The organism is Williamsia sp. (assembly GCF_016462415.1).
In the GTDB taxonomy this organism is placed as follows: Bacteria; Actinomycetota; Actinomycetes; order Mycobacteriales; family Mycobacteriaceae; genus Williamsia_A.
In genome coordinates this window covers 3,506-30,253 of record NZ_JAEMTF010000047.1, presented here as the reverse complement: position 1 = coordinate 30,253, position 26,748 = coordinate 3,506, and the positions used below count along the sequence as shown (strand labels likewise).

The following is a 26,748-nucleotide window of genomic DNA, read 5'->3' as shown; positions in this document are numbered from 1 at the left end:
AGACGCCGATCCACACCGCACCCGGTGTGAGGGCGAGGAACGGCGCGATGCGACGCGCGGTGGTCTCGTCGGCGAGGCGACGCACCGTGACCAGGACCGCGATCACCGCGCTCACGCCGACGACGATGCAGAACACCCCCGCCCAGGCCCCGCCACCGAGCCCGATGCGGTTGAGCCAGACAAAGGTCAGCAGCGCCCCCGGCGGATGACCGGCGACGTGCGTCGGCCACGAGATCGGGGTGTAGTCGATGATCCGATCGCTGAACTCACTGATCATTGTCGGGACGCTGCGCACCAGGTTCACCGACAGCAGGTACTCATCCGGCCGGAGGAGTCGCTGGACGACACCCCGGTTCCACCCGTCGATGAGGGCGAGGCTGAACGTCCAGCCGAGGCCCGTCGCGTAGGAGACGGCCAGCAGACCGCCCCACCGCAGGCGAGCGGCGACCTGCGGACCCACTGCGATGACCAGGAGCGCGACGAGCACCGCGGCGATCGTGCCGTAGTCCCAGTGCGGGCCGTACTTCGCGAACAGCGGCGGCGCCTGCACGAAGATCTTCAGCTTGAGCTCGTCGGATCCGTAGAACGGGACCAGGATGGCCGTCAGCAGCAGGGCCGTCGCCACGAGCAGGGAGGCGGTGTCGCGGATCCACCGCGGACGGTCGACGCCCGGGTCGTCCTCGATGTCCGTTTTGTCGTCGCGCGTCTCGGTCACCCCACCAACCTAGGGGTGGATTCATGATGATTCGCGCAGCGGGGCCACGCGTTATGGTTCCGTCATGGCATTTCCGTGGCGCGACGACCTGGCGAAACAATAATCTTGTGAGTGATGAGCAACTTCTGCCGACCGATGAGGTCACCGTCGTGATCCCGTGCCGCGACGAGGCCGGGGCGCTTCCCGGTGTGCTGGCGCGCATCCCCGAGGGATACCGCGCACTGGTCGTGGACAACGGCAGCACCGACGGCACCGCCGACGTCGCACGTGCGCACGGGGCCGACGTTGTGCACCAGCCGATCCCGGGATACGGCAGCGCGGTCGACGCCGGTGTCCGTGCCGCGCGGACGGACATCGTGTGCACCATCGACGGCGACGGCTCGATGGAGCCGTCGGATCTGATCGATCTCGTCGCACTCCTGTCCGAGGGGGCCGACCTCGCCGTCGGCCGCCGCCGACCCGTCGAACGTGGTGTGTGGCCGCTGCATTCGCAACTGGGCAGCCGTGCGGCCGCCCGACGGTTGAGCCGTCGGCACGGACTGGACATCCACGACATCGGGCCGATGCGCGCCGCGCGTCGTGAACGCTTGTTGCAGTTGAAGATCAACGACATGCGCTTCGGTTACCCGGTGGAATTGTTGGCCCTGGCAGGCGAAGCGGGGTGGACGGTCGCCGAGACCGACGTGTCGTACAGCCCGCGCACCGCGGGCGAGTCCAAGGTGTCCGGTTCACTGGTGGGATCGCTGCGGGCGGCGCGCGATTTCCTCGGTGCGCTGCGGTGATCCGGCGCGCAGTTCTCGTCGTCGCCAAGGCGCCGGTGCCCGGACAGGTGAAGACTAGGTTGATGGCAGCCTATTCAGCGGTCGACGCGGCGCGACTGGCCGCGGCCGCGCTCGTCGACACCCTCGACGTGGCACTGTCGGTCCCGGAGACCGAGGTCGTGGTCTCGCTGGCCGGCGATCTCGACGCCGCCATCGCCGCCGAGGACATCGCGACCCGCCTGGCCCGCACGACGGTGATCGGTCAGGTCGGCGACACCCTCGGCGACCGTCTGCACCGTGCGCACGTCGACGCCGCGCAGATCGTCGATGGCGGCGCGGTGATGCAGGTGGGCATGGACACCCCGCAGCTGACCGTCACGCTGCTGACCAGTGGTTTCGATGCACTCGGCGTGCACGATGCGGCGCTGGGCCTCGCGGAGGACGGCGGGTGGTGGGGCCTCGGCGTGGTCGGTGCACGCGGCGCCCAGACGCTGCCGTCGGTGCAGATGTCCCGTCCCGACACCGGCGCCCGCACCCTCGACGCACTCCGGGCCGACGGGTCGACCGTCGCCCTCCTCGACTCGTTGTCCGATGTCGATCATCCCGCAGACGTTCTGGAGGTGGCGAAGAAGTGCGCCCCGACCAGCGCGTTCGCGACCACGGCAGCAGAACTCGGATCGGCGGTGCGCCCATGAGCGTTCCAGATGACCTTCAGCCCGAGGCGACAGCCGAGGATCAGCCGCACTTCGACGACGCGTTCCTCGACGCCCTGCGCGGGCAGAACAGTTGGCTGCGCCATGCCGACGGCACCCGCGCCCGTCTGCCCGTCACGCGGTGGCTGGGCACCAGCGGCAACCGTGACGACGCCGCGTTCGATCGGCACGTCGCCGGGTTGTGTAGCGGGCCCACCATCGATCTCGGCTGCGGCCCTGGTCGTCTCGTGTGTGAGCTGATCGAGAGCGGTGTCTCCGCGTTGGGGGTCGACCGCAGCGAGCGCGCGGTGGCCATGACCCGTCGTCGCGGCGGGGTTGCGTTACGCCGCAGCATCTTCGAGCGTATGCCCGCCGAAGGGCGCTGGCATCACGCGCTGCTCATCGACGGCAACATCGGCATCGGCGGTGACCCGTACGAGACGGTGTCGCGCGCCGGTGAGCTGGTGTCGTCGGGGGGCAGCGTCGTGATCGAGCTCGACGCCGGCGTGCACAACGTCTGGCGTGGCGCCGTCCGGGTGGAGTCGCGGCACGTGGCCGGGCCGTGGTTCCCGTGGGCCCGTGCCGGCGTCGGATCGACCCGGGAGATCGCCGAACGCGCAGGCCTGCAGATGGGGACCGCGCACGTCATCTCCGGCCGACACCTCGTCGAACTCATCAAGCCCTAGGGCCCGCGCGTGCTGAACCCTGATTCAGGAACTGGTTGATCCGCCGCCGCCCGCGATCGTAGGCTGCGGGAGTGGATATAACTGGAGCAAGTGCAATCGTCACCGGTGGAGCATCGGGGATCGGCGCAGCCGCCGCCCGTCAGCTCGCCGCCAAGGGCGCCAAGGTGGTCGTCGCCGACCTGCAGGCCGAGAAGGGTGAGGCCCTGGCCAAGGAGATCGGCGGCGTGTTCGTCAGCGTCGACGTCACCGACACCGAGCAGATCAAAGCCGCGGTCGACAAGTCGCTGGAGCTGGGACCGCTTCGCGCACTGGTGAACTCGGCCGGCATCGGCTGGGCGACCCGGACCATCGGTCGCGACGGCGAATACGACTCGGCCTTCGACATCAACGCCTACAAGAAGGTCATCGCGATCAACCTGGTCGGCACCTTCGACTGCATCCGACTCGCCGCGACGGCCATGACCCGCGGCGACGAACTGCCCTCGGGTGAGAAGGGCGCCATCGTGTCGATGGCCAGCGTCGCCGCGTTCGACGGTCAGATCGGACAGGCCGCGTACTCGTCGTCCAAGGGTGGTGTCGTGGGCATGACCCTGCCGGTGGCACGCGACCTCGCCGCCGCGAAGATCCGCGTCAACACCGTCGCCCCCGGCCTCATCGACACCCCGATCTACGGCGAGGGTGAGGACGCCGAGAAGTTCAAGGCGCACCTCGGACAGAGCGTGCTGTTCCCGAACCGTCTCGGCAGCCCGGACGAGTTGGCCTCGATGGTGCTCGAGCTCATCACCAACTCGTACATGAACGCCGAGGTCGTGCGCGTCGACGGCGGCATCCGGATGCCCCCGAAGTAGGCAGCGCGAGACCGGGATCAGCCGGTTCGGCCGAGAATGAGTTCCACGGTCTGGGCCGGCTGATCCCACATCGGGAAATGCCCGCATTTGGCGAACCAGTGCAGCTCTGAACCCGGGAATGCTGCGTGCGCCCGTTCCGCCTGCTTGGGCAGCGTGACACGGTCCTGGCGACCCCACCCGATGGTGACCCGTCCCGGCGTCGTCCCGGCCGGAGCGCCCTCCTGCAGCGGACCGTCGACGAGCGCGTCGAGTGCGTCGCGCAGGGACGTCGCCTTCTTGAAGCTGCGCATCTCGTGCAGCGCCACCGACGCGGGCAGTTTCCACGGCGCCGCGGAGAACTGCGTGAGCAGCGCCGTGCGTCCGACCGGGTTGCCGGTGAGTGCGGGCATCACCGGTTGCAACCCGAGCACCAGCGGCAACGACGCCTTCAGCGCCGTGCTGAAGAAGCGGAGTTCACCGGGACTCCAGAAACCGCCGGGATCCAACGCGACGGTGTCGCCGCCGACACCGCGGCGCGCGAGCTCGAGAACCATGCGTGCGCCCATCGAACTGCCGACGGTGTCGATACCCGCGAGGTCGTGCGCATCGATGAAGTCCGAGACCGCATCGGTGAGCGACGCGATCGTCACCTCGCCCGCGAGAGGCGCGCTCTCCCCGAATCCGGGGAGGTCGACGCTGATCACGTCGCGGTGCTGCGCGAGCTGATCGAGGATAGGCGACCACGAGGCCCAGCTCGCGCCGAGACCGTGGACCAGCAGCAATGGGGTGCCGCTACCGCGGCGGTCGAAATTGAGTGAACCGATGGCCATGGGGTACGGCCTTTCACCAGAGGGAAGTCCCGTGTGACGACTGCTCCATCACTGGTGGGATTGCTCCACCAACGCTACGCATGGGTCGAAGCCCATTCCGATACCTCATGCACCCCATGCCACAATGCCGCTTTTCGCATGCCCCCGTCGTGTCTAGCGTCGAGTTCGGAGACGAACAGAGAAAGGACGACCATGATGCTGGCTGCGGTGATGGACGATTTCGGAACACCGTTGGATGTGCGCGAGGTGCCCGATCCGGGTGTGCGCGGGGGCGAGGTGGTGGTCGAGGTCCTGGCCACCTGCATCCTGCCGTACGCGTCCGAGGTGTTCGGAGGTGCGCGACGGTATCCGTTGGAACCCCCGGTGATCCCGGGCCTCGGCGGTGTCGCGCGCGTGGTGACGGCTGGACCCGACGCGACGCGTCTGGCCCCGGGGGATCTGGTCTGGTGTGACGCGACGGTTCGCTCCCGGGACGATGCGACGACCCCCGACATCACATTGCAGGGATGGAGTTCGCGGGGCGACGGGGGACTCCGACTGTCGCGGCTCTTCCACGACGGGTCCTACGCGGAGCGGATGTCGGTGCCCACCGAATGCGTTCACCGGTTGTCGGACGTCGCCGAGACCGGCGCCGCCCGCTGGGCTGCGCTCGGGGTCTACCTCGTGCCGTACGGCGGTCTGCTCGCCGCCGACTTCCGGGCGGGCGAGTCGCTGCTGGTCAGTGGTGCGACGGGCAACTTCGGGAGCGCCGCGGTGGCGGTCGGCCTCGCAATGGGTGCCGGTCGGGTGGTCGCCGTCGGTCGCAATCAGCTGGCTCTCGAGGACCTGAGCGCGCGTTTCGGCGACCGTGTCCGCACGGTCGTGCTCAGCGGTGAGGCCGATGATGACCAGGCCGCGATGCTCGCCGCCGCGGGCGGCCCCGCCGACGTCGTCCTCGATCTCCTCCCGCCGTCGGTGGACACCACCGTGGTCCGTGCCGCGGCGATGACCGTCCGCGAGTACGGGCGCGTCGTCCTGATGGGCGGGGTGGGAATGCTCGGAGGCGACGACCTGTCGTTCCCGTATCCGTGGCTGATGCGGAACTCGGTCACCGTCCGCGGTCAGTGGATGTATCCGCGTGATGCCAACGACCGCCTGATCGCGCTGGCCCGGTCCGGGCTGCTCGACCTCGGGCAGGACAGTGTCCGCACCTTCCCGCTGGCGCAGACCAACGACGCCATCGCGCACGCCGCCGAACACGGCGGACCGTTCGTGAGAACCGTTCTCACGCCGCAGGATCGGTGAGGGCGTCGGTCATCGCCTCGATGGCGGGTTCGGCACTGTCGGCGCGGTGCGCGAGGACGATGCGCCGAACCTCGGTGGGCCCATCGGCCACCCGGACGAGTCGAACGCCGACGGGTAGGGCGTCGGTCATGTTCGATGCCACCGTCGTCACGCCGAGCCCCGCCGCGACGAGGCTCGACTTGGTCATCCAATCGCGGGCCACGTGCGCCACGTGTGGCTTGCCCGGAAGGGACGGCCACGCGCCGAGCAGCGGCTCGTCGGTGCGGGACGGCGCCGCGATCCACCGCTGATCCATGAGTTCGGCGCGGGTGAGCGATTCGCGATCGCCGAGCGGCCCCGAGGCCGCGACCGCGACCATCAGTGTCACCTCCGCGAGGGTGGTGACGGTCAGACCGGGTGACTCGGAGTCGAGCGGACGGTGTGGGGGACGCGACGTCACGACCGCGGCGTCGAGAGAACCGGCTCGGACCGCCCGGATCAGTGCCGGCGACGATCCCTCCCGGGTGGTCACGGCGATGTCGGGTCGGTTGCGACTCAGCGCCGCCAGGGCTCGCGGTACGAGAACGGCTCCGGCGCTGAAGAACATCCCGAGTCGGATCGTGTGCTCGGTCGGTGACGGTCCGCGCAACGTGCGTTCGGCCGCGTCCATCTCGTCGAGGACACGCGCCGCGTGGGGGAGCAGACGTGATCCGGCGGAGGTCAGGACCACGCCACCCGGCACGCGGTCGAACAGCCGGGTGTGCGCGGCCGTCTCCAGCGCCGCCACCTGTCGCGAGATCCCCGACTGTGTGTAGCCGAGCGCGTGAGCTGCGGCGGTGAAGGTGCCTCGCTCGGCGACCTCGCGAAGCACGCGCAGACCCGAGATGGAGATGTCCATGACAAAGAATGACAGGTGTACGCCCCGGATCGCCGGTTACGTCATCGAGCGGGACGGTTCGACGTCACGAGCGTCACGATCGCGTCGGTCACCGAGTCCAGGTAAGCGTCATCGACGCACTGCGCGCGCACCGCTGACCGCCAGTAGACGGGCCCGGCCAGCAGGTCCATCGCGAGTTCGATCTCGACGTCGTCGTCGATCTCCCCACGATCGCGGGCGCGGGCGAAGATCGCCGCGGCCCGTTCGCGACGGGGCACTCCGATCATCGACGTGTGGAGATCCGCGAGTTCCGGGTTCCGCCCGGACTCGGCGACCAGGTCGGGCAGGATGCGCGAGAACAGCGGGTGGTCCAGCCAGGCGAGCAGCGCACCGACCGATTCCCGGATGTCGCCGCGCAGAGACCCGGTGTCCGGTGTGGCGGCGAGCTCGACGCTGAAGTCGGACAGGACCGCGATCACCATGGCCGTCTTCGATGACCACCGGCGGTACAGGGCGCTCTTTCCCACCCCGGCCCGCTTGGCGACTGCCTCCATCGAGAGACGTCCGACGCCGACCTCGGCGAGCGTCTCGAGCACGGCTCGGTTGATCGCGTCGGTGGTGCCCGCATTCAGAACGGCGGCACCGCTGGGTTGTCGGGTCATCGGCAGAGCCTATCAATGAACGAGACGGTACCGTCCTGTGTAGAGTGGACGGGACGGTACCGTATCGTCCCTCTCGCAACACCGGAGCTGATCAATGACATCCACCGAAACGGTCGATCACGCACTCGACCTTCTCATCGCACACGACATGCCTGCATTCGCAGACCTCTTCGAGCACGACGGGGTGATGGAGTTCCCGCTGGCCACCGGCGGCGCCACCCGTGAGGTTCGTGGACGCGATGCCCTGCACGATTACCTCGACGACTACGCATCGCTCCTCGACATCCGCTCGCTGGACCGCACAGTGCACGTGACCACCGACCCCGAGGTGGTGATCGTCGAGTTCACCGTGGACGGCGTGATCGTCGCGACCGACCGGCCCTACCGAATGGTCTACATCGCGGTCATCACCGTCCGCGACGACGCGATCGTCCGTTACCGCGACTACTGGAACCCGGCCGCGGTCGTCGACATCGTCGGTTCCGACGCCCGACTCGCGGGCGGTCGGGCCTCGTGAGCCCCGTTCTCGTGCTCGGTTCGACCGGGACCGTCGGCCGTTCGGTGTCGGCGCTTCTCGCCGAGGAGGGGCTCGACGCCCGGAGGGCGACCCGGAGCCCACAGTCCGCAGGGCAGATCCGATTCGACTGGTTCGCGCCGGAGACGTGGGCGCCGGCACTCGCCGATGTGTCCGCGGTGTATCTGATCGCGCCCGTCGGCGCTGCGGATCCGGCCGTGGTCGTCGAACCGTTTCTTCGCGCCGCCCGTGACGCGGGAGTGCGGCGCGTGGTCGTGCAGAGCTCGTCGGCGGTGTCGGCGGGCGATCCGGGTCTCGGCGAGATCCACACGCTCGCCGAACAATTGATCCCGGAGTGGACCGTGCTGCGTCCGTCGTGGTTCATGCAGAACTTCACCGGCAGCTCGTCGCTGGCCGAGGGGGTGCGTGCCGGCGAGATCGTCACGGCAACCGGCGACGGACCGGTGGCCTTCATCGACGCCCGGGACATCGCCGCGGTCGGCGTGCGCGCCCTGGTCGATCCGATCCCGCGTGTGGGTGCATACGTCGTGACCGGCCCGCAGGCCGTGACCTATTCGCAAGCAGCGGAGGTGATCACGCGATTCACGGGCGCACCGGTCACACACCGGTCGGTCACCGTCGACGAGTTGGCCGCGCTGCATGTCGAGCACGGTCTGCCTGCGGAGTACGCGCCGATCCTCGCGGCGCTCGATCTCGACATCGCCGCCGGCTCGGAGAATCGGTTGACCGATGTCGTCGAAGACGTGACCGGCCGCGCGCCGCGGTCGTTCGAGGATTTCGTGAGCGAGTTCCTCACCGCCCCCTGACAGACAAAAACGGGCCCGGTCGTGGTGACCGGGCCCGCTTTGTCGTGTCTGTTCAGATCAGAACGCGGCTTCGTCGAGCTCCATCGGATCGTTGTCGATGTTGTCGATGATGGCCTTGGTGGAGGTCAGCTGCGGGAGCATGTTCTTCGCGAAGAACGACGCAACCGCGATCTTGCCCTCGTAGAACGGCTTGTCGGTGCCCTCGGCGCCGGCGTCGAGAGCCGCGAGTGCGACCTCGGCCTGACGGAGCAGGAGCCAACCGATGACCAGGTCGCCGACCGAGAGCAGGAAGCGGACCGAACCGAGACCGACCTTGTAGAGCTGGGTCGAGTCCTCCTGCGCTCCCATGAGGAATCCGGTCAGCGTCGCGGCCATGCCCTGGACGTCGTCCAGTGCCGTCTTGAGCAGCGCGCGCTCGGCCTTGAGGCGACCGTTGCCCGCCTCCGAGTCGATGAACGAGCTGATCTGGCCGGCGACGTGGGCCAGCGCCTGGCCCTTGTCGCGGATGATCTTGCGGAAGAAGAAGTCCTGCGCCTGGATCGCGGTGGTGCCCTCGTACAGCGAGTCGATCTTGGCGTCGCGGATGTACTGCTCGATCGGGTAGTCCTGCAGGAAGCCGGATCCGCCGAGCGTCTGCAGCGACTCGGTGAGAACGCTGTAGGCGCGCTCGGAGCCGACGCCCTTGACGATCGGGAGCAGCAGGTCGTTGACGCGGAACGCGAGATCCTTGTCGGCGCCGGAGACGATCTTCGCCGCGGCCTCGTCCTGGTGCGACGCGGTGAAGAGGTACACCGCGCGCAGGCCCTCGGCGTACGCCTTCTGGGTGAGCAGTGCGCGACGCACGTCGGGGTGGTGGGTGATCGACACGCGCGGGGCGGTCTTGTCGGTCATCTGGGTCATGTCGGCACCCTGGATGCGCAGCTTGGCGTACTCCAGAGCCTGCAGGTAGCCGGCCGACAGGGTGGCGATGGCCTTGGTGCCCACCATCATCCGGGCGTGCTCGATGACGTCGAACATCTGCGCGATGCCGTCGTGGACCTCGCCGACGAGCCAGCCCTTGGCCGGGATGCCGTGCTGGCCGAAGGTGACCTCACAGGTGGCCGAGACCTTCAGGCCCATCTTGTGCTCGACGTTGGTGACGAAGACGCCGTTGCGCTCGCCCAGCTCGCCGGTCTCGTGGTCGAAGTGGAACTTGGGGAGGAAGAACAGCGACAGGCCCTTGGTGCCCGCGCGGGCACCCTCGGGACGGGCGAGAACCAGGTGGAAGATGTTCTCGGTCATGTCCTGGTCGGCGGAGGTGATGAAGCGCTTCACGCCGTCGATGTGCCAGGTGCCGTCGTCCTGCTGGACTGCCTTGGTGCGGGCCGCGCCGACGTCGGATCCGGCGTCGGGCTCGGTGAGCACCATGGTGGCGCCCCAGCCGCGCTCGGCGCAGATCTCGGCCCACTTCTTCTGCTCGTCGGTGCCGTTGCGCCAGAAGATCTCGGCGAAACCGGTGCCCGCGCCGTACATGAACAGCGCCGGGTTGGCGCCGAGGATCATCTCGCTGATCGCCCAGAACAGCGACCGCGGTGCCGGCATGCCGCCGAGCTCCTCGGCGATGCCGACCTTGTCCCAGCCTGCGTCCATGAACGCCTTGTAGGACTTCTTGAAGGGCTCGGGGAGGGTGACGGAGTGCTCGTCGGGGTCGAACACCGGCGGGTTGCGATCGGAGTCGGTGAACGACTCGGCGATCGGTCCCTCGGCGAGGGTGCGTACCTCTTTGAGCATGTCGATCGCGGTTTCGCGGTCGAGGTCGCCGAAGTCGCCGCTCTCGAGCACCTTGTCCAGCTGGAACAGCTCGAACAGGTTGAACTCCAGGTCGCGCAGATTGCTCTTGTAATGGCCCATGATGGCGTTCCTTTGTTGCGGGGCTGAATTCGGTGCTGCTTCAGCGAGCGACAGACATGAGACAACCCCGGCAACGCCGATGTCCAGTAAGTTACTCGCCAGTAATAACGACGAATATACCTCCGGATCGGGCGTGGAACAACTCACAATTCGGAGATGTGCGCCATAGGGACAGGCGACTGTGACGTGACCTCTCGGCGGGCTTGCTAGGACAGGGCCGAGCGGAGATATGCCAGGTCATCGGCCACGCCCTCGGACGGGGTCTCGAGGATGACCGGCGCCCCGGCGGCCCGCACGATCTCCACGAGCACGTCGGCGTCGATGTGTCCGGACTCGAGATTTGCGTGCCGGTCGCGACCCGAGTCGAATTCGTCGCGTGAATTGTTCAGATGGATCAGGTCGATCCGGCCGGTGATGTTCTTGATCCGTTCGACCAGCCCGACGAGGTCTTCACCGCCCGCCCACGCGTGGCAGGTGTCGAGGCAGAAGCCGGCCTGATCGAATCCACCGACGGCGTCCCAGAGGCGTTCGATGGATTCGAGGGTGCGGGCCATCGCGTGGTCGCCGCCCGCGGTGTTCTCGATGAGGATCGGCACGCCGAACCCGCCCTTGTCGGCCTGGCGCTCGAACAGTTTCGCCCAGTTCTCGAAACCCTTGGCGTCGTCCTCGCCGTCGCCGAGATGTCCGCCGTGGACGACCAGCCCGAACGCGCCGATCTCCGCCGCCGCCGCGGCCTGCTGTTCGACGGCCTTGCGCGACGGCATCCGCAGCCGGTTGTTCAGGCTCGCGACGTTGATGATGTACGAGGAGTGCACGACGACGTCGATCGGCGACGACCGGATGCGCTCGGCGTCGGGGTGCGGCGCGGGTTTGGGCATCTTCCGGTCCTGCGGATCGGTGACGAACATCTGCAGCAGATCCGCCCCCATCGCCTCGGCGGTCCCGATCGGATCGGCGTCCTCGCGTACATGTGCTCCCAATCGCATGCCGTCCACGATAGGAGTAGTCCAGAGTGGAAGCACAGTCGCGGGAGAGGGCAGCACTATGGAGCGGTTGAGTGGTCTGGACGCATCGTTTCTGTATCTGGAGACGCGCTCCATGCTCATGCAGGTGGTGGGGCTGATCGAGATCGACCCCTCGACGGTGCCCGGCGGATGGTCGTTCGATCGCATGCTGCGCGAGATGGACCGCCGCATCACAGCGATGCCGACCTTCCGGCGCAAGCTCCACGACTCCCTGTTCAACCTCGACCACCCGGTGTGGATCGAGGATCGCGCGTTCGACATCGAGCGGCACGTCCATCGGGTCGCACTCCCCGACCAGGGCGGCGACACCGAACTCGCCGACTTCTGTGCGCACATCGCCGGCGTCCCTCTCGATCGCAGCAAGCCGCTGTGGGAACTGTGGGTCATCGAGGGACGCCCACACGGCAACATCGCGATCATGCTGCGCATGCACCACGCGGGAGTCGACGGTGTCTCGGCCGCCGATCTCCTCGCGCAGCTGTGTTCACTCACCCCCGAGGACCCCGAGCTCGACGAGGCGAAGGTGGACACATCGGCCGGTGGCGCATCGCTGCCGGCGCTGGTGGCCGACGGACTGGTGAACTTCGCCGTGCGGCGACCCATCTCGATCGCGCGGATGCTGCCCCAGACCGTGCGGGTGCCGTTCGGGTGGGCGAGTCGAGCGCGGTCGCACGAGGCGATGCCCGCCCCGTTCAGAGCGCCACGCGTCGCGTTCAACGGCACGATCACGCCGCATCGGTCGATCGCGTTCACCCAGGTCTCACTCGATGACATCAAGACGATCAAGAACCACTTCGACGTGACCATCAACGACGTCGTGATGGCGGTCGTCGCCGGTGGCCTGCGGAAGTACCTCGCCGACACCGACGACCTGCCCGACCGCCCGCTCATCGCCGCGGTTCCGGTGTCGACCCACGGCGACGCCGACGACGACCGGTTGGTGGTGGAGGGAACGAACAAGGTCACGGCGATGATGATGACGCTCCCGACCGATGTCGACGACCCCGTCGCGCGGATCGAGACCATGCGCGAGCTGTCGTCGACGGCGAAATCGCACAGCAACACACTCGACGCGTCACTACTGCGGGGCTGGGCCCAGCTCATCCCGCCGATGACGATGGGCGCGTTGACCCGCCTGTACTCGAACTACCGTCTCGCCGAACGTCATCCGGCGGTGGTGAACGTCATCATCTCCAACGTGCCGGGCCCGTCGTTCCCGCTGTACTTCCTGGGGTCCCGGATCCGTGCGCTGTTCCCGCTGGGCCCCGTCGCCCACGGCATGGGGCTCAACGTGACCGTCATGTCATGCGACGGTCAGATGAATTTCGGCGCCATCGCCTGCAAGGAGCAGATGCCCGACGCGTGGCCGCTGATGCGCGCCATCGAGGACGACATCAAGCTGCTGCTCGAGGCCTGCGACGCCTGAGGCCGGCGGGCGTCGTCAGCTCGTGGTCTCGCACGCCCGGCGTCGGCTGCTCAGGGGGTGGTGTCGTTCGCGGTCTGCTCGACCCAGGCACACGCCGCCACGAACTCGGGGTTGAACACGTCGGCCTCCAGGACGCAGCACGCGTGACCCGCGGCGATGTCGAAGCGGCGCGCGCCGGGTATGCCGTCGACCAGGAGTTGCTGTCGTGCAATCGGTATGACGCGGTCGCGCGTGGTGACGCAGACCGCGGTCGGGACATCGATCTCCCTCAGCCAGGGACGTGAGTCGAACCTGCCGAGTTCGTAGCCGATCTCACTGATGTGCGACAGGCGCGTCGACCGCACCTGTCGCAGGGCCCAGGCCCCGTCGGACAACCCGCGCTCGTCGAGGACGTGCCCGCGCAACGACCGCACCGGTGCGGTGAACTTGGTGGCGACCACGTTGACCAACCGGTCGATGGCGAGTCGGCCGGTGGTCGAGGTCCCGAAGTAGGGGCCCGTCGACGCCAGGACCAACCCGCGCACCCGGTCGGGATGTCGTCTCCAGGTGAGCTGCGAGGTGCCGCCGCCCATCGAGAACCCGCCGACGAGGAACTCGTCGAGGCCCAGGACGTCGGCGAGGGCGACCACGTCGTCGGCACAGTCGGTCAGGCGGAAGTGGTCGGATCGGATGCCCCGACCGTGCCACCGCTGATCCATGGTGATCACCCGGAACGACTCGCTCAATGCCGGGATCACCGAGTACCAGGACAGCAGACCCGTCGTCACGACCGCGTGCAGCAGGACGATCGGGGGCTTGGTCCCGGCGGGGTCGGAGTCGGTGACGAACGTCCTCCCGCGACCGGGGAGGTCGACCATCGACCCGTCGGGGACGTCGTGGGTCGGGTAGGTCCGGAAGAGGCGACTGACGCCGCCTGCGGCCCGGTCGACGAGGGTGACGGCCATCAACCGATCGTAACCACGGCTCTCGAAATGACGGGGCGCCGAACCTCGGACAAACTATGGTTTAACAGAAGTGAACAACCGGCTTTCTCGGTGAAGGGTGTTGCGTGACGATTTCCGAGGCGGACCGGTCGTCCGGGGGGACGGCATCCACGCCGGACGGATCAGCCGCGGTCGAGGTCCCGACGCCCTCGAGCGACGAGCCCACGAGCGACGAGCGCTCGGGCGGGCGCCCGCTCCTACGCAATCTGCGGATGTGGCGTTACCTCGCCCTGACCGTGTGGCTGGCCGTCCTCATCTGGCAGTTCATCGAGGTCGGTCTGGCCTTCGACCGCACCCGGCTGATCCTGTGGATGTGCCTGGGTCTGGCCGCCGCGAGCATCGGCAGGCGACGGGTCATCACCGTGCTGATCGACTGGCTGCCGTTCGTCGGCATCCTCATGCTCTACGACCTCACCCGCAACGTCGCCCAGTGGATGGGGATGCCCACGCACTGGCATCTCGCCGTCGACGCCGACCACGCCCTGTTCGGCGTCAATCCCACGGTGTGGCTGCAGGGCCACATCAAGATGGCCTCACCCCCGTGGTGGGAGGTCGTCACCAGCGTCGTCTACATCTCGTACTTCGTCGTGCCGTATGTGGTGGCCGGTGTGTTGTGGCTCAAGGACCGCTCGGCCTGGCGTCGCTACGCGGTCGCCTTCGTGGCGACGACGTTCCTCGCGCTCGTCGTCTACACGCTGGTCCCCGGCGCCCCGCCGTGGGCGGCGGCGCGGTGTTCGGCCGAGCAGGTCGTGGACCATCCTCGCGACCCCGCCTGTATGTACACCGAGGTCCCGGACGCCTCGGGTGGTCTGCTCGGGCCGGTCACCACCACCCACGCCGGCGCGCAACCGTATGTGGAGCGGATCTCGGCCCGCGGCTGGGAGGTGCTCGACATCCGCGCCGCCTCGACCCTGATCTCGGTCGGGCAGTCCAAGGCCAACCTGGTGGCCGCCATCCCGTCGCTGCACGCGGGCCTGACCATGCTGCTCGCGCTGTTCATGTGGCCCCGCGTCCGCGCGCTGGGTCGAACGCTGTTCCTGGGCTATGCCGTGGTCATGGCGTTCACGCTCGTCTACACCGGTGAGCACTACGTGTTCGACATCCTCGGCGGGTGGCTGCTGGCCGCGGCCGTCATCGCGGTGCAGCGCCTGTACCTGCGTCGGCGCGCGAAGAAGACCGCCGACCCCGATCCGGCATACACCCCGGGGGTATCCTCGACCGCGTGATCACCGGCGCCTCCCGACGACCGCGGCCCAGCGCTGCGATGTCGGGCGCGCTCGCGGCGGCCGTCGCAGTGATGCACATCGTGATGGTCGGCTGCCTGTCCGGCGGGTCCGTGACGGCGGCCGCATCATCGGATCCGCACGCGGCGCACAGCTCGGTGATGTCAGCCGCGATGGGCTCGGCGACCGAGCATGCGGCGGCGTCCGCCGACTGCGTGATGGGTGATCACGCCTGCGTGTTCGTCCGCGCCGACGCGGTGCTCCTGACGATCGCGGTCGGGCTGGTTCTCGCCACCGCACCGCTCGCCGTCGCCGTCGTGACCCGACTGGCCCGTCGCGGCGAGGTGCTGGGTCGGTCGCCCCCGTGGGCCATCCCCGACCACCTGGAACTCTCGGTGATCCGTCGCTGAGGAGATCGCACCACCGCGATCCCCTCAGCTCGTCGTCTGTCGACGAGACCGACCACCCCACAGGAGTTCTGATGTCTTCACGTGTCACCACACCGTCCGCTGTCCGTACCCGCCGCGTGCGGCTCGGCGGAGCAGTCCTCGCCGTCGCCGCGGTGGTGTCGACGGGTGCCTGCGCAACCGACGGCACCACCCGCGCCGCACCCACCTCGGCATCGTCGTCGGCCACCGACGGTCACAACGCCGCCGACGTGACGTTCTCGCGCGACATGATCCCGCACCACCGTCAGGCCGTGGAGATGGCGGAGCTGGCGTCCGGTCGGTCGTCGGATCCGCGGGTCACCGCGCTCGCCGAGCAGATCGCCGCCGCACAGGGCCCGGAGATCGACGAACTCGTCGGACGGCTGCGGTCCTGGGGCGAGACCGTGCCCGCCGACCACGGGGCGATGGACCACGGTGCGATGGACGGCGCTGGGATGGACGGCGGGGGCTCGTCGATGGCCGGGATGATGAGCGCCTCGGACATGACCGAGCTGGCCGGTCTGCGCGGCGCGGACTTCGACCGCAGGTGGTTGTCGATGATGATCGAGCACCACACCGGGGCCATCGAGATGGCGCGGACCGAACTGGCGGACGGGACCGACCGGGAGTCGAGGGCGCTGGCCACCGACATCGCGTCCGCGCAGCAGTCCGAGATCGACCGCATGAGGTCGATCCTGGCCGGGTGAGGCCTAGGTGGACGGGCCGGCCTGCGCCGAGTCCGTGCGCTGCTTCGGGCGACGGCGCCACCCGCCCTCCGACGGTGGCGCCTCGCCGAAGTGGTCGGCCTCGCTCGACCCGTAGTAGGCGACCGCGATGGCACCGATCACGGCGCCGATGAACCCGACGATGGCGAGCCATCCGAGTCCCGGCTCGGCCTCGTCGCCGAGGAACAGCACGCCGATGATCCCGGGGGCGGCGGTCTCGCCGACGACCAGCACGGCGGTCACGCCGTTGACCGCGCCGAGTTGCAGGGCGACGGTGTGCACATAGAAGCCGATCGCACCGGCGATGGCGATGGTCCACGCGGCCGGGTCGGTGAGCAGCGTGACGGGGTCGAACGGGTCGATACCGCCCAGGATGCGCACGGCGATGGCGATGATGCCGAACAACAGACCGGCCGCGGCGCCACCGATGATCGACCCGCGCGGTCCGAGCCGGTAGATCGCGTAGACCGCTCCGGCGGCGATGGCCACCGTCGCCCCGAACAGGCCCCAGTGGAACGCGAACGACTCGGCACCCTCGGTCGGGTGATGCGCGGACGAGAAGCCCAGCATGCACAGCGACGCGATGACCGCGCTGATCGCGATCCAGTCGCGGGCGTGCAGCCGGATGCCGAGCACCGCGGTACCGAGCAGTGCGGTGACGATCAGGTTGGCCGAGACGATGGTCTGCGACAGGAACAGGGGGAGAAAGCGTGCCGCGATGGCGCCGCCGCCGAAACCGAGCACGACGAGCGCGGTGCCGACCAGGAAGGCGGGGTCCCGCAGGGTGGCCGCGGTCGACTGGACCGACGGTCCGCCGGCCGCGGTGGTCATCGGTGCGCCGCCGGCGTCGCGGGCGGTGACCGCGGCACGGCGCGCCCCGAGAGCGCGCAAAACGGACGAGAGGCCGTAGCCCAGAGCGGCGAGAGAGGCGAACACGATGCCGATGACGAACACGTGGACACCTCCGCGGCCGGGTCGCGCCCCGAATGAGGCCGCGCGCAGGCTGATCCGGTGAAACCGTGCCTGACCGTTGGTTAAGCTACCATGTTGAGATTCTGTCCTTGATCTCGGTGTGAGAGTAATGGAGTTCCATGTCAGCCCCAGGGAGCAAACGTGTCCTGATCACGTTTGCCCGGTCGTTTCTCACCCTTGATCTCGCACGGCTGATGTCCGCGGGTGGCCACGACGTCACCGTCGTCGACAGCATCCCGCTCGCCGTCACCCGCTTCTCCAATTCGGTCACCTCGTTCGAGAAGGTGCCGTCGCCGACGTTCGCGCCCCGCGAGTACTGCCGCGAGCTCGCGCGGATCGTGCGGGAACGCTCGATCGACCTCCTCATCCCGGTGCACGAGGAGACCGACATCATCGCGATGATGCGCGACGAGTTCCCGGACACGTGCGAGCTGTTCCTGTCCGACTTCGAGACCGAGAACAACCTGCACAACAAGTACGAGTTCCAGCGCGTGCTCTCCGAGCAGGGCATCCCGACGCTGAAGTTCGCCCAGGTGCGTACCCCCGAGGAACTCGCCGCACTCGAGTTCGACACCCCGTTCGCACTCAAGGAGTGCTATTCGCGCGGGTCGCAGCAGGTGTACAAGGTGTACCCGGGTCAGCTGCCCACCGACATCGAGTTCAGCCCCGGCAACCCGTGGATCGCCCAGGAATGGCTCAAAGGCACCAACTACTGCACCTATTCGGTGTGCCGTGACGGAGAAGTGCTCGCCCACACCGCCTATCCGGTCGGGTACGCGATCGACGGTCGCTCGTGTATCGCGTTCGACGCGATCGAGCACGCCGGGATCCTCGACTGGGTCACCTCTTTCGTCAAGCAGATGAACTTCACCGGACAGGTGGGTTTCGACTTCATCGAGGACGCCGACGGTGCGCTGTTCACCATCGAGTGCAATCCGCGTGGCACCAGCGGCATCATGCTGTTCGACCCGGCCGACGGGGTCGACCGGGCGTTCACCGGTCAGACCGACGCGATGATCACCCCGAAACCCGGTACGCGCAAGATGATCGGCTTCGGCATGGGCCTGTACGGCTGGAAGAAGTCGTCGCTCAAGGGCAACACCCTGCGCGGCTTCCTGCGCGACTTCCGCGCCTACGACGACGTGATCACCAACCGGGACGATCGCGTCCCGGCGCTGATGATGCCGATCGCCTACCTCAACATCGCCAAGATGTGCTTCACCTATCGCGTCGGCCTGGCCGAGGCGTTCATGCACGACCACGAGTGGGATGGCCAACCCATCTAGGGATGTGAACTGCCGATGACGAACCTTGCCGTGCTCGGGGTGCCGAGCAGTGCGGCCAGTTACGCAGCCGGACAGGACCAGGCGCCGCGGGCGTTGCGCGCGGCCGGGCTGTTGTCCGCCCTTGCGGATGCGGGCGTCGAAGCGCACGACGCCGGTGATGCGACCGAGCAGGTGTGGTCGCCGGACCCGTCCGCCCCGCACGCGCAGAACGAGGCGCAGACGGTCGAGTCGGTCCGGGAGACGGCCCAGCGCGTCCGCGACCTGCTCGCCACCGGTGATCGCGTGCTGGTCGTCGGCGGCAACTGCACGATCGCCACCGGAGCCGTCGCCGGGCTGGCACAGGCGTCGGGCGAGCGACCGGGGCTGGTCTACATCGACCGCCACTTCGACATGAACACCCCCGAGACGACGAACGAGGGCGCGATCGACTGGATGGGGGTCGGGCACGCCCTGGCTCTGCCCGGCGCGCTCGAGTCCTATCTCGATGCGCTCGGCGACCGGCCGCTGCTGGGGCCCGACCAGCTCGTGTTCTACGGCGTAGACCCCACGCAGTCGACGCGGTTCGAGCGCGATCACGTCGCGGCGCTGAAACTGCCGGTCACCACCCAGGCCGACCTCATGGCGGATCCGGCGGAGTCCGCCCGCGGGGTGCTCGCCGCCCTGCCGGAGTCGCCGTTCGTGGTGCACGTCGACGTCGATGTCCTCGATTTCACGCGAGCGCCGTTGTCGGAGAACACCAGTGGTCGCAACGTCGGACCGTCCCTGGCGCAACTCGAGGCCGCGCTGAGCGTGCTCGTCGCCGATCGGAGGTGGCGGGTGTTGACGGTGGGGGAGATCAACCCCGGCCGATCGGCCGGCGTCCCCGACCTGCTGACCGAGTTCTGCGCGCTGCTGGCCCGGGTGCTCGCGTCCGGTCGCTGATCGGGCCGGACGTCAGCTCGTCGCGGGCCGGTTCTTCTCGCAGAACGCGGTGATCCGTGCGACCGTGTCGGTCTGACCCGTGAACAGACCGCCGTGGGCGACGCCGTCGATCTGCGCGTACTCGGCGTCGGGCATCTTCGATGCCGCGGCACGGCATCCCTGGGGCGGGAAGAACAGGTCGTGCTCGAAGGCCAGCACCAGGGCGGGTGGCTCGAACGCCTCGAGATGCTCGGGGAGCGGTTCGTTCGCGGTGATCCACGAATACGACGCCTGCAGTTGACCTCTCATGCCCGCGTCGTTCGTCCAGACCTCGGAGCTCGCGCCCAGCACCTGCTCCCATCCGACCACCGAGGCCGGGTCCTGCAGCAGCGCCGGCTGCAGGGTCGTCATCAACTGCTCGAAGGTCATGACATCGGCGGGGATCTCGCCGTACTTGTCGAGCAGGCCGAGTTCCATGCGTCCGACCAGCTCCCCGATCGGGGAGGGCTGCAGCCCGGCGAGCAGCACCGCCGCCCGCACGATCCCCGGCTGGCGGCGCACGAGGGCCTGTGTGGTGTAGCAGCCCATGGAGTACGCGACGACGATGATCTCGTCGAGACCCAGTGTCTGCACCAGACATTGGGCATCGAAGGCCAGGTCGTCGACCGTGTAGGGCGGTTCCGGCGCCGACGAGGGCGCGACACCGCGGGCGCTGTAGGAGATGACCTCGAAGCCGGCGTCGACCAGTGCGCCACTGACCCCGGTGACCTCCCACACCCCCGCGGGTTGGCCGAGGCCGCCGACCAGCAGCACCGCCGGACCGGATCCGGCGCGTTCCACCCCGAGGGTGACGCCGTTGCCGATGTCGATGTTCTCCATGCCGTGCTCCCGGTGTCGTCGGTGGTCTCTAGTGCCCGCTGAAGTCGATCTGCGCGGCGGCGTTGCTCAGTGCGGTCACCATGCCGGTGCCCAGCGGCCCGAGGTGGTCGAACAGGGTCGCGGTGCCGACCGCGACACCATCGGAGGTGATGTGGGTGTCGGCGGTGAGACCGATCCGCTCACCCGCGGGCAGCCGCGAGATGGCAACGGTGAGATCGCAGTTGATGTAACCGATCCCCTCCGAGCCCCAGTTGGTCACCAGGCTCGTGGCCTCGGCGGCCATCACGAGTTGCACGAAGGGGGTGTTCTCGGTGTCGAGGACGGCAGGGATGCTCTTCGCCCACAACTGTTTGCGACTGCCGTTCTGGTGGTCGCCCATCGTCTGGGTCCATCCGGCGTCGGTGCTGCCGTACCACCGGCGGTGGCCCTCGGTCTCCGGCGGATCGAACGGGTGCTCGGAGTGCCACTCCTGCCCGGGCGGGGCGACGGCCCGGCGCAACTGGACCAGCGTCGCCTGCGCCACGACCGTGTCGCCCTGGCACACATCGGCCTCACTGATGTGGATGCGGCGGCCGGACCGGACCGCGCGCGTACGCACCTGAAGGGGTGCGTTGCGGGCGGCCTTGAAGAGATCGATCGTGATGCGGGCGGGCACGAAGTCGTCGAGTCCGAAATCACTCTCGAGCGAGCGGGCCACCGCAGCGCACACCGCGGGACCGTTGAGCATGTCCGGTGCCCACCGCCCGAGGGCGTAGGTCGACGGTACGTAGCGCCCGTCGTCGTCGATGGTGAAGAAGTAGGGGATCGCCGTCACCGGCTCATCCTGTCCTAACCGGTTCGTCGTCCGTCTCAGGGACCCGATACCGCGTCAGCACGGCCACCAGCGACGCGATGGCCAGGAGCACGCCGAAGCCGAACAGGACCGGGTAGGTGAGCGCGGGGACCGCGTCGTGCACGAGCGCCAGGACCACCGGGGCGGCGAAGCCGAGGTAGGTCAGCGAGTAGAAGACCGCGGTCAGACCGGCGAGGTCGGCGGGTTCGGCGATGCGACCGACCTCGGCGAGACCCGCCACGAGCGCCATTCCGTAGCCGCAACCCAGAACGGCGCCGGTGACGAGGGTGAGCCACGGGTTGAGCACGGTCGACGCCCAGGCGCCCATCGCCATGCCGATGATCAGCAGGACCAGCGCGGTGACCGAACTGCGCGCGCGGTCGGGACGGTCGATGCGTCGTGCCACCGACTGGACGCCGAACCCGGCGCTCAAGGTGACCAGGGTGACCAGGGCGGCGTAGGCGATCTGCAGGTCGCCGACCTTCTGGGCCATCAGGGTGGGCAGGACCGCGTAGGCGGCCGCGGCCGCCCCGAACACCCAGGGGGCGACCGGGATGACGACACGGACGAACCGTTGGTGGCCGGCGGCGGTGATGGTGAGGTCCTCACGCAGGGATCGCGGTGCGGTGCTGGGGTTCACCGTCTCCGGCGGTCGCATCACCCAGATCGCGCCGACCGCGCAGAGGGCGACGTTGACGAGGTAGGCCAGGGAATCGGGCAGCGGTGCCCACTGCGCGAGGACGCCCGCGGCGGCGGCGCCGATGCCGAATCCGGCGGTCAGGCTCATCGCAGCGCGCCGGGCACCACGCGTCGCCGATCCGTGCGCCTCGAACGGTGGGCCGGACAGCTCCTTGATCCAGCTGCTGCCCACCGCCATGGCGATCCCGAGCGCGACACCACTGCAGATACGGCCGATGACCAGCAGCGACACGTGATCGGCGCCGACCGCCAGGATGATCGAACCGAGTGCGGCGATGATCGGCGCCGGCCGCATCAGCGGCGCGCGACCGAACCGGTCGGACAACGGACCGCCGATCATCAACGCCGGGACGATGCCGATGACATAGGCGAACAGCAGGGCGTCGACCACCGGACCGGACAGGCCGTGGCTGTTCTTGTACATGACCAGCAGCGGGGTGAACTCGTTCCCACCCCAGGCGATGGCGAAGATCGCGGCGGCCACGCCCCACCACCGACCGCGGCCCGTCGAGACGGCTGCGGTCCGTTCGGTGGGGGCTGACGCGGCGGTGGACACGCTGTTCATCCAATCCCGTTCACCTGGGCAAGCGCAAAACGGTCGGCGTCAGCGGATCAGGCGCAGACCGTCCATCGTCAGCGACCCGTCCGGGGCGGGCAGACCCGCGGCGAGCAGCACGGCGGCGGTCTGCAGATCCGGACCGTTGCACAGTCCGTCGAACGTCAATGTGGTCACCGCGCCGGATTCGTCGTTCTGTCGGTGGACCACGGCGGCCCCCAGCAGTGCCAGCGATCCGGCGCGGTCGCCGGCGGTCCAGAGCGCGTCCGCGGTCGCGAGGTAGAGCGCGACGGCCGGATCGGTCTTGTTCAGCTGCACCAGGGCCCAGGCGTAGCGCTTGGCGGCGTCGACGGTGTCGGCCTCGCCGGGGCCGTGGGTGCGCCGGTATTTGCCGTACAGCTCCCGGCAGAGCGGTTCGGAGTCCGACCACAGCTCCAGCTGGCACATGCAGCGGACGGAGTCGTGCAGGTTGGAGAGGTACATCAGGGAGTAGGGCCCGTCGCGTCGCGAGCGGATCTCGCGCAGGACGGAGAACTCGGCGAGCGCGTGGGTCCACTCACCCGCCGCGAGCAGCGCCGCCGCCTCGTCCTGCAGCTCATCGATCACCACCCCATGATGACCCTTCGCACACCGATCAGGTCGGTGTTTGCCGCATAGAGTGTGCCGGGTGAGCGAGCCAGACGATCCGCACGCCGAACATCCACCCGCTCCCACCGCAGGGCATGGTCACACCCACAGTCCGTCGGCCATTCGCGTACACATGCAACCCACGGTCGCCCGCATCGTGGTCGGATCGATCATCGCCGCCGCGGTGGCCGTCGTCATCGGTGCGATCGTGCTGTGGCCCGCGCACCGCCAGCACGAGGTGCCCGTGCAGTTCCAGTCCTCGGCGCCCGACGGCCGCCTCGCCACCGCGACCGGCACGGTGATCGCACAGACCCGTGCGGCCTGCCTCAACCGGCAGGCGGGCACGGTGTTCGGTGGCGCCGCACAGGTCACGCCGACCGACGACGGCCCGTGCATCGAGAGCACCGTCCGCATCACCTCCGGCAAGGACGCCGACGCCAACACCCTCGTCGAGGTGCCCACCAACCGCGCGCAGTCGGGGACAGCGCCGGGAACGGTGCCGCAGAAGTTCTCGGCCGCCCAACTCGATCAGGTGCAACCCGGGCAACCCTCGCTGGACATGGGCGACAAGATCCGACTCGTCGTGTCGCCGGGGTCCGACGGGACGGCCTCGTACGCGTTCTACGACTACAGCCGCGGGACGTCGACCATCGTCTGGGCGCTGTTGTTCGTCGCGGCCATCGTCCTGGTGGCCGCGTGGCGGGGCCTGCGGTCGGTGATCGGTCTGGTCATCGCGTTCGTCGTGCTGCTCGGTTTCACCCTGCCGGCCATCCTCGACGGCAAGTCGCCGGTGGCCGTGGCCATCACGTCGTCGGCGGCGATCCTGCTGATCGTCATCTACCTCGCCCACGGGGTGAGTCTGCGGACCAGCGCTGCGCTGTTGGGGACATTGGCATCGCTCGGGGTCGCGGCGGTGCTGTCCTATCTGTCGGTGGAGACCATGCACATCACCGGACTGTCCGGTGAGCAGACCACCAATCTGCAGGTGTACCAGAACGGTATCTCGACCAACGGGATCCTGTTGGCGGGCTTCATCATCGGCGCACTCGGCGTCCTCAACGACGTGACCATCACCCAGGCGTCGGCAGTGTTCGAACTCGCCGGCGGCGGACGTTCGCGGCGGGCGTCGTTCGCGGCCGCGATGCGTGTGGGCCGCGACCACATCGCCAGTACCGTCTACACGCTCGTGTTCGCCTACGCCGGTAGCGCGCTGCCGTTGCTGCTGTTGTTCTCCGTTGCCGGACAATCGTTCTCGAGTCTGGCGACCACCGACACCGTCGCGGTCGAGCTGGCCCGTTCATTCGTCGGCGGGATCGCGATCGCGCTGTCGGTGCCGCTCACCACGGCCATCGCGGTCGCGCTGGTGCACCGGCACGAGAGGCCGGACGGCACACGTGGACACATAACGGTTCCGGCGCCGACCGCGCCGCAGCCATCGACGCCGGATCCGATACGACCACAGGCCCCCGCCGTGCGTCGATCAGTTCCGGGTCGGCACTCGCTTCCCGACTGACCACATCGGCGCGACTCTGTCGTTGCGTCGGTCAGCGCGGCGCGGTGACCGCGATGCCGACGGTGGAGCTCTTGCCCTTGAACAGGCTGCTGGCCGTCGTCGCGAGACGACCGACGAGCCCATACTTCGCGTTGATGACCTCGCGGGTGTGCGCGGTGCCCGCGTCGTCGAGGATGCGCGCGGTCGCCTCCATCGTGGGACCGACGTTGCGGCCGGCGCGGTCGCAGGTGGCGAGCAGGACCCGAGGGGTGTTCCCGATCCTCTTGACCTTCCACGACTTCGCCTGCGTCCACATCAACAGCTCGCCCGTGTCGTCGAGGGCCGCCCAGATCGGGACCGGCTTGGCGACACCGGCTTTGGTGAAGGTGGTCAGTTGTACGTATTTCGCGGTGCCGATGTCCCCGAAGGGATTGGGGCCAGACGGACTCGATGGCATGGTCGTGGCCTCTCGCTACTTCGCGTTCAGGGTGGACTCTTTGTGTGCGGCCTTGGAACCGCTCTTGTCCGACTCGACGATCCAGTACGGCTCGTCGTCACTGGCCTTGAACTTCTGGCCGTCGAACTCGAATTCCTTCGTGCGCTTCTCCACGGCTTTCCCATGGGTCGGGCCCTGCGGGGTGTTCCAGGAAACCGCGTCGCCCTTGCTGATCGACATGGTCTCGAGGTTACCCGCAGGGCCCACCGACGAGCTGCGTGTTCGTCTGCTCAGGTCAGACCGGCGCCTTCGTGGTCGACACCGCCGGGGTCTTCTCGAAATCGTGCTCGTCGACCATGTTGAGCTCGTCGAACGGATCGTTGCCGCTCAGCACGGCCTTGACCTTGTCGGCGTCGATCGTCTTGGTCCAGGTACCCACCAGCAGGGTGGCCACGGCGTTGCCGGAGAAGTTGGTGACCGCGCGGGCCTCGGACATGAACCGGTCGATGCCGACGATCAGGCCCAGTCCGTCGAGCAGCTCCGGGCGATGCGATTGGAGTCCGCCCGCGAGGGTGGCGAGTCCGGCGCCGGAGACGCCCGCGGCGCCCTTGGACGCGATGATCATGAACACCAGCAGGCTGATCTGCTCACCCAGGCTGAGCGGGTTGCCCATGGCCTCGGCGACGAACAGCGACGCCATCGTCAGGTAGATCGCGGTTCCGTCGAGGTTGAACGAGTAGCCGGTGGGGACCACGACGCCGACGGTGGACTTCTCCACACCGAGGTGTTCCATCTTGGCGATGAGGCGCGGCAGGGCCGACTCCGACGACGAGGTCGCGACGATCAGCAGGTATTCCCGCGCCAGGTAGCGGACCAGCTTGAAGATCGAGACGCCGGCGATGAAGCGCAGCATCGTGCCGAGGATGCCGAACACGAAGACCAGGCACGTGAGGTAGAACGCCAACATCAGCATCAGCAGATGGGTGACCGCGCTCCAGCCGGTCTGTCCGACGACGTTGGCGATCGCACCGAACGCGCCGATCGGGGCGAGCCACAGCACCATCGACAGGACCTTGAACACCACCTTCTGGATGCTGGCGACACCGCGCAGGACCGGCTCGCCCTGCTTGCCGAGCGCCTGGATCGCGAAGCCGACGAGCAGTGCGACGAACAGGGTCTGCAGCACGCTGCCCGCGGTCAACGACGAGACCAGCGTCTCCGGGATGATGCTCTGGATGAAGTCCCAGGTGCCGCCGGCTTCCTTGCTCTTCTCGACGAGCTCGGCGCCCTTGCCCGCGACGGTCGGGGTGATGTTGAGTCCCGTGCCGGGCTGGATCAGGTTTCCGACCACCAGGCCGATGCCCAGCGCGGCCGTCGACATGCCGAGGAAGTAGGTGAAGGCGAGACCGCCGACCTTGCCCACCGTCGCGGCCTTGCGGACCGATCCGATGCCCAGCACGATCGTGCAGAAGATGACCGGAGAGATCATCATCTTGATCAGCGAGATGAACATCGTGCCGAGGACGCCGATCTCCTTGCCGAAGCTCGGCGCGAGGAGACCGACGGCGACACCGGCGACGACCGCGACGATGACCGCGATGTAGAGAAAGTGCGTGCGGTCTTTCTTCGGCGGTTGCTCCGCGGTGTCCGGGACGCGGTTGTCCGATGTCGGGGGTCGATCGTCGGTGGCGGTCATGAGTCCTCCAGATATCTGC

The 26,748-nt window shown here is 68.3% G+C and carries 28 protein-coding genes and 1 pseudogene; 14 read left to right on the top strand and 15 right to left on the bottom strand.

Annotated features, from left to right (window positions below; genetic code table 11):
• Positions 1–715, bottom strand: a pseudogene (locus JHC79_RS13030) (hypothetical protein); the annotation flags it as partial.
• A gap of 107 nt (positions 716–822) precedes the next feature.
• On the opposite strand from JHC79_RS13030, the gene JHC79_RS13025 reads away from it, so the two are divergent.
• The 4 genes from JHC79_RS13025 to JHC79_RS13010 all read left to right on the top strand — a co-directional run bounded on the left by JHC79_RS13025 (position 823) and on the right by JHC79_RS13010 (position 3,702).
• On the top strand, positions 823–1,497 hold the full coding sequence (locus JHC79_RS13025; protein ID WP_296391406.1) for a glycosyltransferase family 2 protein: 675 nt from the start codon (positions 823–825) through the stop codon (positions 1,495–1,497).
• Positions 1,498–1,559: 62 nt separating this feature from the next.
• Positions 1,560–2,171 (top strand): DUF2064 domain-containing protein, encoded by a 612-nt coding sequence (locus JHC79_RS13020; protein ID WP_296391404.1) that lies wholly within the window; start codon positions 1,560–1,562, stop codon positions 2,169–2,171.
• A complete protein-coding gene (locus tag JHC79_RS13015; RefSeq protein WP_296391403.1) occupies positions 2,168–2,854 on the top strand; it encodes a class I SAM-dependent methyltransferase in 687 nt (228 codons plus the stop codon). The genes JHC79_RS13020 and JHC79_RS13015 overlap by 4 nt, the downstream gene beginning before the upstream one ends.
• Positions 2,855–2,925: 71 nt before the next feature.
• Positions 2,926–3,702, top strand: coding sequence for an SDR family NAD(P)-dependent oxidoreductase (locus tag JHC79_RS13010; RefSeq protein WP_253661432.1), 777 nt, complete (start codon positions 2,926–2,928; stop codon positions 3,700–3,702).
• A 17-nt stretch (positions 3,703–3,719) separates the two neighbouring features.
• Here JHC79_RS13010 and JHC79_RS13005 read toward each other — a convergent pair whose 3' ends face one another.
• Positions 3,720–4,511 (bottom strand): alpha/beta fold hydrolase, encoded by a 792-nt coding sequence (locus tag JHC79_RS13005; protein ID WP_296391399.1) that lies wholly within the window; start codon positions 4,509–4,511, stop codon positions 3,720–3,722.
• Between the two features lie 192 nt (positions 4,512–4,703).
• Here JHC79_RS13005 and JHC79_RS13000 point away from each other — a divergent pair, with 192 nt between their 5' ends.
• Positions 4,704–5,795: a zinc-binding alcohol dehydrogenase family protein gene (locus JHC79_RS13000; protein WP_296391397.1), complete on the top strand. Its 1,092-nt coding sequence runs from the start codon at positions 4,704–4,706 to the stop codon at positions 5,793–5,795.
• On the opposite strand, the gene JHC79_RS12995 is transcribed toward JHC79_RS13000, so the two are convergent.
• Positions 5,776–6,672 (bottom strand): LysR family transcriptional regulator, encoded by an 897-nt coding sequence (locus tag JHC79_RS12995; protein WP_296391395.1) that lies wholly within the window; start codon positions 6,670–6,672, stop codon positions 5,776–5,778. The genes JHC79_RS13000 and JHC79_RS12995 overlap by 20 nt on opposite strands.
• Before the next feature lie 41 nt (positions 6,673–6,713).
• Positions 6,714–7,313 (bottom strand): TetR/AcrR family transcriptional regulator, encoded by a 600-nt coding sequence (locus tag JHC79_RS12990; RefSeq protein ID WP_296391393.1) that lies wholly within the window; start codon positions 7,311–7,313, stop codon positions 6,714–6,716.
• Positions 7,314–7,407: 94 nt separating this feature from the next.
• Here JHC79_RS12990 and JHC79_RS12985 point away from each other — a divergent pair, with 94 nt between their 5' ends.
• Positions 7,408–7,830 (top strand): nuclear transport factor 2 family protein, encoded by a 423-nt coding sequence (locus JHC79_RS12985; RefSeq protein ID WP_296391392.1) that lies wholly within the window; start codon positions 7,408–7,410, stop codon positions 7,828–7,830.
• Entirely contained in the window at positions 7,827–8,654 is an 828-nt protein-coding gene (locus tag JHC79_RS12980) for an NAD(P)H-binding protein (protein ID WP_296391391.1), read from the top strand. The genes JHC79_RS12985 and JHC79_RS12980 overlap by 4 nt, the downstream gene beginning before the upstream one ends.
• Before the next feature lie 57 nt (positions 8,655–8,711).
• On the opposite strand, the gene JHC79_RS12975 is transcribed toward JHC79_RS12980, so the two are convergent.
• Together JHC79_RS12975 and JHC79_RS12970 are read right to left on the bottom strand one after the other, a co-directional pair.
• Positions 8,712–10,544, bottom strand: coding sequence for an acyl-CoA dehydrogenase (locus JHC79_RS12975; RefSeq protein WP_296391389.1), 1,833 nt, complete (start codon positions 10,542–10,544; stop codon positions 8,712–8,714).
• A gap of 206 nt (positions 10,545–10,750) precedes the next feature.
• Complete coding sequence (locus tag JHC79_RS12970) at positions 10,751–11,530, bottom strand: deoxyribonuclease IV (protein ID WP_296391387.1); 780 nt, start codon at positions 11,528–11,530, stop codon at positions 10,751–10,753.
• Between the two features lie 58 nt (positions 11,531–11,588).
• Here JHC79_RS12970 and JHC79_RS12965 point away from each other — a divergent pair, with 58 nt between their 5' ends.
• Positions 11,589–12,995, top strand: coding sequence for a wax ester/triacylglycerol synthase family O-acyltransferase (locus JHC79_RS12965; protein ID WP_296391385.1), 1,407 nt, complete (start codon positions 11,589–11,591; stop codon positions 12,993–12,995).
• A 50-nt stretch (positions 12,996–13,045) separates the two neighbouring features.
• Here the strand turns inward: JHC79_RS12965 and JHC79_RS12960 are convergent, their stop codons facing one another.
• Positions 13,046–13,939: an alpha/beta fold hydrolase gene (locus JHC79_RS12960; protein WP_296391384.1), complete on the bottom strand. Its 894-nt coding sequence runs from the start codon at positions 13,937–13,939 to the stop codon at positions 13,046–13,048.
• A gap of 104 nt (positions 13,940–14,043) precedes the next feature.
• On the opposite strand from JHC79_RS12960, the gene JHC79_RS12955 reads away from it, so the two are divergent.
• From JHC79_RS12955 to JHC79_RS12945, 3 genes are all read left to right on the top strand, one after another.
• Positions 14,044–15,204 carry a phosphatase PAP2 family protein gene (locus tag JHC79_RS12955; RefSeq protein WP_296391382.1) on the top strand — a complete coding sequence of 387 codons (1,161 nt, stop codon included), beginning with the start codon at positions 14,044–14,046 and terminating at the stop codon, positions 15,202–15,204.
• Entirely contained in the window at positions 15,201–15,611 is a 411-nt protein-coding gene (locus JHC79_RS12950; RefSeq protein WP_296391380.1) for a hypothetical protein, read from the top strand. The genes JHC79_RS12955 and JHC79_RS12950 overlap by 4 nt, the downstream gene beginning before the upstream one ends.
• A 71-nt stretch (positions 15,612–15,682) precedes the next feature.
• A complete protein-coding gene (locus tag JHC79_RS12945) occupies positions 15,683–16,336 on the top strand; it encodes a DUF305 domain-containing protein (protein WP_296391378.1) in 654 nt (217 codons plus the stop codon).
• A 3-nt stretch (positions 16,337–16,339) separates the two neighbouring features.
• On the opposite strand, the gene JHC79_RS12940 is transcribed toward JHC79_RS12945, so the two are convergent.
• Positions 16,340–17,308, bottom strand: a complete 969-nt coding sequence (locus JHC79_RS12940) for an EamA/RhaT family transporter (RefSeq protein ID WP_296391377.1) — start codon at positions 17,306–17,308, stop codon at positions 16,340–16,342.
• 137 nt (positions 17,309–17,445) lie between these two features.
• Between JHC79_RS12940 and JHC79_RS12935 the strand changes: the two genes are divergently transcribed.
• Positions 17,446–18,612 carry an ATP-grasp domain-containing protein gene (locus JHC79_RS12935; protein WP_296391376.1) on the top strand — a complete coding sequence of 389 codons (1,167 nt, stop codon included), beginning with the start codon at positions 17,446–17,448 and terminating at the stop codon, positions 18,610–18,612.
• A 15-nt stretch (positions 18,613–18,627) separates the two neighbouring features.
• Positions 18,628–19,533, top strand: coding sequence for an arginase family protein (locus JHC79_RS12930; RefSeq protein ID WP_296391375.1), 906 nt, complete (start codon positions 18,628–18,630; stop codon positions 19,531–19,533).
• Positions 19,534–19,545: 12 nt separating this feature from the next.
• Here the strand turns inward: JHC79_RS12930 and JHC79_RS12925 are convergent, their stop codons facing one another.
• From JHC79_RS12925 to JHC79_RS12910, 4 genes are read right to left on the bottom strand one after another with little or no spacing between them, the layout of a single operon-like run.
• Complete coding sequence (locus JHC79_RS12925; protein ID WP_296391373.1) at positions 19,546–20,391, bottom strand: alpha/beta hydrolase; 846 nt, start codon at positions 20,389–20,391, stop codon at positions 19,546–19,548.
• 28 nt (positions 20,392–20,419) lie between these two features.
• Positions 20,420–21,205: an acyl-CoA thioesterase domain-containing protein gene (locus tag JHC79_RS12920; protein WP_296391371.1), complete on the bottom strand. Its 786-nt coding sequence runs from the start codon at positions 21,203–21,205 to the stop codon at positions 20,420–20,422.
• Between the two features lie 4 nt (positions 21,206–21,209).
• Positions 21,210–22,487 carry an MFS transporter gene (locus JHC79_RS12915; protein ID WP_296391368.1) on the bottom strand — a complete coding sequence of 426 codons (1,278 nt, stop codon included), beginning with the start codon at positions 22,485–22,487 and terminating at the stop codon, positions 21,210–21,212.
• A 39-nt stretch (positions 22,488–22,526) separates the two neighbouring features.
• Positions 22,527–23,084, bottom strand: a complete 558-nt coding sequence (locus tag JHC79_RS12910) for a hypothetical protein (RefSeq protein WP_296391365.1) — start codon at positions 23,082–23,084, stop codon at positions 22,527–22,529.
• Between the two features lie 154 nt (positions 23,085–23,238).
• Here JHC79_RS12910 and JHC79_RS12905 point away from each other — a divergent pair, with 154 nt between their 5' ends.
• On the top strand, positions 23,239–24,618 hold the full coding sequence (locus tag JHC79_RS12905) for a YibE/F family protein (RefSeq protein ID WP_296391419.1): 1,380 nt from the start codon (positions 23,239–23,241) through the stop codon (positions 24,616–24,618).
• Between the two features lie 31 nt (positions 24,619–24,649).
• On the opposite strand, the gene JHC79_RS12900 is transcribed toward JHC79_RS12905, so the two are convergent.
• Genes JHC79_RS12900 through JHC79_RS12890 form a run of 3 tightly spaced genes read right to left on the bottom strand, consistent with a single transcriptional unit; the run spans position 24,650 to position 26,729 of the window.
• A complete protein-coding gene (locus tag JHC79_RS12900) occupies positions 24,650–25,054 on the bottom strand; it encodes a PPOX class F420-dependent oxidoreductase (RefSeq protein ID WP_296391363.1) in 405 nt (134 codons plus the stop codon).
• A gap of 15 nt (positions 25,055–25,069) precedes the next feature.
• Positions 25,070–25,273, bottom strand: coding sequence for a DUF2945 domain-containing protein (locus tag JHC79_RS12895; protein ID WP_296391361.1), 204 nt, complete (start codon positions 25,271–25,273; stop codon positions 25,070–25,072).
• 55 nt (positions 25,274–25,328) lie between these two features.
• Entirely contained in the window at positions 25,329–26,729 is a 1,401-nt protein-coding gene (locus JHC79_RS12890; RefSeq protein ID WP_296391359.1) for a cation:dicarboxylase symporter family transporter, read from the bottom strand.
• Between the last annotated feature and the right edge of the window lie 19 nt (positions 26,730–26,748).

Excerpts from the sequence above, each read along its gene's own strand:
- JHC79_RS13020 (WP_296391404.1), top strand. The coding sequence starts at position 1,560 with ATGGCAGCCTATTCAGCGGTCGACGCGGCGCGACTGGCCGCGGCCGCG.
- JHC79_RS13015 (WP_296391403.1), top strand. The coding sequence starts at position 2,168 with ATGAGCGTTCCAGATGACCTTCAGCCCGAGGCGACAGCCGAGGATCAG.
- JHC79_RS13005 (WP_296391399.1), bottom strand. The coding sequence starts at position 4,511 with ATGGCCATCGGTTCACTCAATTTCGACCGCCGCGGTAGCGGCACCCCA.
- JHC79_RS13000 (WP_296391397.1), top strand. The coding sequence starts at position 4,704 with ATGATGCTGGCTGCGGTGATGGACGATTTCGGAACACCGTTGGATGTG.
- JHC79_RS12995 (WP_296391395.1), bottom strand. The coding sequence starts at position 6,672 with ATGGACATCTCCATCTCGGGTCTGCGCGTGCTTCGCGAGGTCGCCGAG.
- JHC79_RS12990 (WP_296391393.1), bottom strand. The coding sequence starts at position 7,313 with ATGACCCGACAACCCAGCGGTGCCGCCGTTCTGAATGCGGGCACCACC.
- JHC79_RS12985 (WP_296391392.1), top strand. The coding sequence starts at position 7,408 with ATGACATCCACCGAAACGGTCGATCACGCACTCGACCTTCTCATCGCA.
- JHC79_RS12975 (WP_296391389.1), bottom strand. The coding sequence starts at position 10,544 with ATGGGCCATTACAAGAGCAATCTGCGCGACCTGGAGTTCAACCTGTTC.
- JHC79_RS12970 (WP_296391387.1), bottom strand. The coding sequence starts at position 11,530 with ATGCGATTGGGAGCACATGTACGCGAGGACGCCGATCCGATCGGGACC.
- JHC79_RS12965 (WP_296391385.1), top strand. The coding sequence starts at position 11,589 with ATGGAGCGGTTGAGTGGTCTGGACGCATCGTTTCTGTATCTGGAGACG.
- JHC79_RS12960 (WP_296391384.1), bottom strand. The coding sequence starts at position 13,939 with ATGGCCGTCACCCTCGTCGACCGGGCCGCAGGCGGCGTCAGTCGCCTC.
- JHC79_RS12945 (WP_296391378.1), top strand. The coding sequence starts at position 15,683 with ATGTCTTCACGTGTCACCACACCGTCCGCTGTCCGTACCCGCCGCGTG.
- JHC79_RS12935 (WP_296391376.1), top strand. The coding sequence starts at position 17,446 with ATGTCAGCCCCAGGGAGCAAACGTGTCCTGATCACGTTTGCCCGGTCG.
- JHC79_RS12930 (WP_296391375.1), top strand. The coding sequence starts at position 18,628 with ATGACGAACCTTGCCGTGCTCGGGGTGCCGAGCAGTGCGGCCAGTTAC.
- JHC79_RS12925 (WP_296391373.1), bottom strand. The coding sequence starts at position 20,391 with ATGGAGAACATCGACATCGGCAACGGCGTCACCCTCGGGGTGGAACGC.
- JHC79_RS12915 (WP_296391368.1), bottom strand. The coding sequence starts at position 22,487 with ATGAACAGCGTGTCCACCGCCGCGTCAGCCCCCACCGAACGGACCGCA.
- JHC79_RS12905 (WP_296391419.1), top strand. The coding sequence starts at position 23,239 with ATGCAACCCACGGTCGCCCGCATCGTGGTCGGATCGATCATCGCCGCC.
- JHC79_RS12900 (WP_296391363.1), bottom strand. The coding sequence starts at position 25,054 with ATGCCATCGAGTCCGTCTGGCCCCAATCCCTTCGGGGACATCGGCACC.
- JHC79_RS12895 (WP_296391361.1), bottom strand. The coding sequence starts at position 25,273 with ATGTCGATCAGCAAGGGCGACGCGGTTTCCTGGAACACCCCGCAGGGC.
- JHC79_RS12890 (WP_296391359.1), bottom strand. The coding sequence starts at position 26,729 with ATGACCGCCACCGACGATCGACCCCCGACATCGGACAACCGCGTCCCG.